Consider the following 3,113-nt stretch of genomic DNA (forward strand, 5'->3'; position numbering starts at 1 on the left):
ACGACCTGGCCCTCGCGGCCTAACCAGAACTGTCACCAGTTCCTGCATCAGACCCGCACGCAGGGCAGGGCTCTGCAATGCGACGTGGACACGATTGGCCCGTCATTGAGGTTCGCGACGGCGCAGGTGGCGAAGCGTGAGCGCGGCTCGAGCGTGTCGGCGGGTCAGGCGTCGGGTTCGTCGTGGTCGCAGCCGTCGCAGGACTCCTGGACGCAGCCGGCTCGTGAAGAGACGCCGTTCTGATCATGAGCGAGCAGATGTGTGTGCGTGAGTGCACAACGGTCGGTGCTGACGGGGAGCTGTATTCCGTCAGTGCCGACCTGGGGCTGTTGTGTCAGCGCTGCTTCGACAGGCTCTGGTGGCGTCTTGGTGATGTGCCCGCGACGATCGAGCAGGCCATGCACGCGATCATTCCCGCGGGCGGTGCTGGTGAGCGTGTCAGTGGCACGAAGGATCACGACGTGATGAACGATCAGGCGATGACGGATGCTGATCAGTTGTGGGCGCTGGTCATGGAGTGGGGCAAATGGTTCGCAATGTCGACCGGGGTGCAGCGACCGGACGCGCTGGGCGTGCTCCTGGGTGACGATCGGGACGTTGCTGGGGTATCTGTGAGGGCTACGCCTTCTCAGGCCGCCACAGGCGCGCGCACGGTCACGGCCTGGTTGCAGTCACATCTCGAGGGGTTCGCGTACGACTCTTCGATCGGGGTCATGCACGACTCGGTGACGGAGCTCGTGTCGCTCCTCGGGAACAGGTACGGGCTGCGGGAACGGAAACTGACCTACCGGCGCAGAATCTGCCCCGTATGCGTCGACGGGCGCATCAGCGCGTCGTGGGTCGACGATCAGCTGCAGGTGCGGTGTGAGTACTGCTGGACAGAATGGCCGGTCACGGCCGAGGAACTACAAGGGGTGTTGCAGAGTGTCTGAAACATGGGTGACGTACAGGCAGGGTGAACGTCTTGCGAAGGTATCGGAGAGGTCGTTGCAACGGTGGCGCGCGGAGGATGCGGTTAGGTGGCGTGAGGGGGAGCGGGGACGCGTGGAGCTCCTGCTCGAGGACGTGCGGCGAGTGAAGCGTGAGAAGGCCCGGAAGAACGTACCTCTGCAGCGCAGAGTAGAGAAAGCCCAGGCTGAGGAGACAAAAGCCGGCCATGCTGTTCGAATTGCGGCTTCCCGAAACGCCCTACGCCGAGTGTAGGCTTTTGATATGTTCGATGCTGCTGCAGAGGAGAGGGCGCTCCTTATTCTGCTTCATGAGCGAGGTATGTCCCACGCCAAGGTCCGTACGAGCATTACCGAAAAACTCAGCCCGTCTGAGATCTTGGCAAGCGTGCGAGGGGTCCAGCTTGACTTCTTCGATGCTTCCGATGTCGACGAACGTCTCAAGGAATGGCGTAGTCGAGGTATCTGGGTCACGAATGTGACGGCGGACGATTATCCGCGTCAGCTTCGAGGAGTCCATGACCATCCCCTGTTTTTGTTCGGACTGGGGGCGCAGGCAGATGACGCCAGAAGTGTGGCCATTGTCGGTTCTCGTGAACCAGTAACTGGCGCTCTTCAGTATGCGCACGATGTGGCCGCTGAGCTAGGCAGGCGCGGACTAACCGTGGTGTCGGGTCTTGCGAAGGGCATCGATGCAGCGGCTCACGCTGCGGCGCTTTCAGTTGGCGCGCGCACCGTTGCAATCGTGGGGACAGGTGTGGACCGAATCTATCCGCGCGAGAATCAAGGCCTGTACAAAGAAATACTGCAGGAGGGCCAGATTCTCTCTCAGTTCTGGCCGGGAAGTTCGCCCACTCGAGCATCATTCCCGATGCGGAACGTGACGATGAGCGGCTATTCAGGAGCGACCCTGATTGTCACGGCTAGCGAGAAGAGTGGGACAAAGCATCAGGCATACGCCGCGGTGAATCATGGGCGACCGCTATTCCTAACGCATCAAGTCGCCGAAGGGACCTCGTGGGGGCGAGACTATGTCGAGCGCGGCGTCGCACACGTCGTTGGAACGATCCTCGAAGCTGCCGATTCGATAGAGAATGCTGCTTCTAACGATTACCTGGCAGAGGTTTGGGGCAGTGCCTCGCGCTAACGGGTTCGAAGCTAGTGAGACCGAGAGGACCGCGCGAATTATGGAGCTTCGGCAGTTATTCAGGCCCGTGCTGGCGTCCGTTCGGGACGACAAGGGAACCGAGTGGGTTTGTTCCAATTGCGGAGGTGTCCTGGTCCCGGGCTACGCCCTTTGCAGCGGTTGCCGCACCTTGAGAAGTCAAGCACGTGGCCTCGGTCTGACGCTATCGGACTCTGTGTTCCCACTGTCGTACGCTTTGCCAGACCACCAACTCTTTACAGATATCTACGAGTACAAGCGCCATAACCACCCGAGCCTAGAGGCGCAGCAGCGACTCCGGGCACTCGTGTGGTCGTTTTTTTACTACCACCGGGATTGCTTAGAGGCCGACGGTCGAGGTCCCGCAACAGCCGTTGCAACTGTCCCTTCGGGTAACCCACATAAAGAGGGGACGCACCCCTTGAAGGGAATTGAGGACATACTGCCTGACGATATCGTCAGGCTAGATGTAGTTCGTACGCAATTGGCTGCTCAGCGGTCCCTTGATATTGAAAGCCTGGCGTTCGCTGACGTCGACATAAGTCGGCGCGTTATGGACAAGCACGCGATCGTACTTGACGACACTTGGGCGAGTGGCGCCAAGGCGCAGAGCGTTGCAGCGTTGCTACTGCGAGCAGGTGCTGCACACGTTTCGATCGTCACGTGTGCGCGGTACGTAAACGGAGAGTTCAACTTCGGTGAATTCGCGGCAGCATATGGGGACCCAGAATGGTCAGTGTCGCACTGTCCCATTGACCGTCGAAGTCATCGGTAGGAAGGTCTTGACAAGCCTCTGTTGTCACCCCATAGATTAAGGATTAGATAAGAATGCCCGCCACTCCGTGCGGGCATTCTCTGTCTACTCTTCCTGTTCCTGGGCCGCGAGATCACGTACACCGTGGATTGCACTCGCGGCCCGCACAGTCGAAACCCCTGCACCGTATGCAACTGATGCGCCCTGGTTTTGTTGGAGGCTCCAGTGTTACGGACGGAGAATGGAG

The 3,113-nt window shown here is 59.8% G+C and carries 3 protein-coding genes; all 3 read left to right on the forward strand.

The features are described from left to right. Positions 1–84 precede the first annotated feature (84 nt). The 3 genes from CZ674_RS14170 (at position 85) to CZ674_RS07540 (ending at position 2,094) form a co-directional block, all read left to right on the forward strand. Positions 85–243 carry a hypothetical protein gene (locus tag CZ674_RS14170; RefSeq protein ID WP_159456928.1) on the forward strand — a complete coding sequence of 53 codons (159 nt, stop codon included), beginning with the start codon at positions 85–87 and terminating at the stop codon, positions 241–243. Positions 244–263: 20 nt separating this feature from the next. After that, positions 264–932 (forward strand): hypothetical protein, encoded by a 669-nt coding sequence (locus CZ674_RS07535; RefSeq protein ID WP_143244678.1) that lies wholly within the window; start codon positions 264–266, stop codon positions 930–932. A 280-nt stretch (positions 933–1,212) separates the two neighbouring features. Continuing rightward, the gene (locus CZ674_RS07540; RefSeq protein ID WP_086991920.1) at positions 1,213–2,094 is read left to right on the forward strand and encodes a DNA-processing protein DprA; all 882 of its coding nucleotides are present in this window, start codon (positions 1,213–1,215) and stop codon (positions 2,092–2,094) included. Positions 2,095–3,113: the final 1,019 nt, after the last annotated feature.

It is taken from the genome of Agrococcus casei LMG 22410 (assembly GCF_900163565.1).
In the GTDB taxonomy this organism is placed as follows: Bacteria; Actinomycetota; Actinomycetes; order Actinomycetales; family Microbacteriaceae; genus Agrococcus; species Agrococcus casei.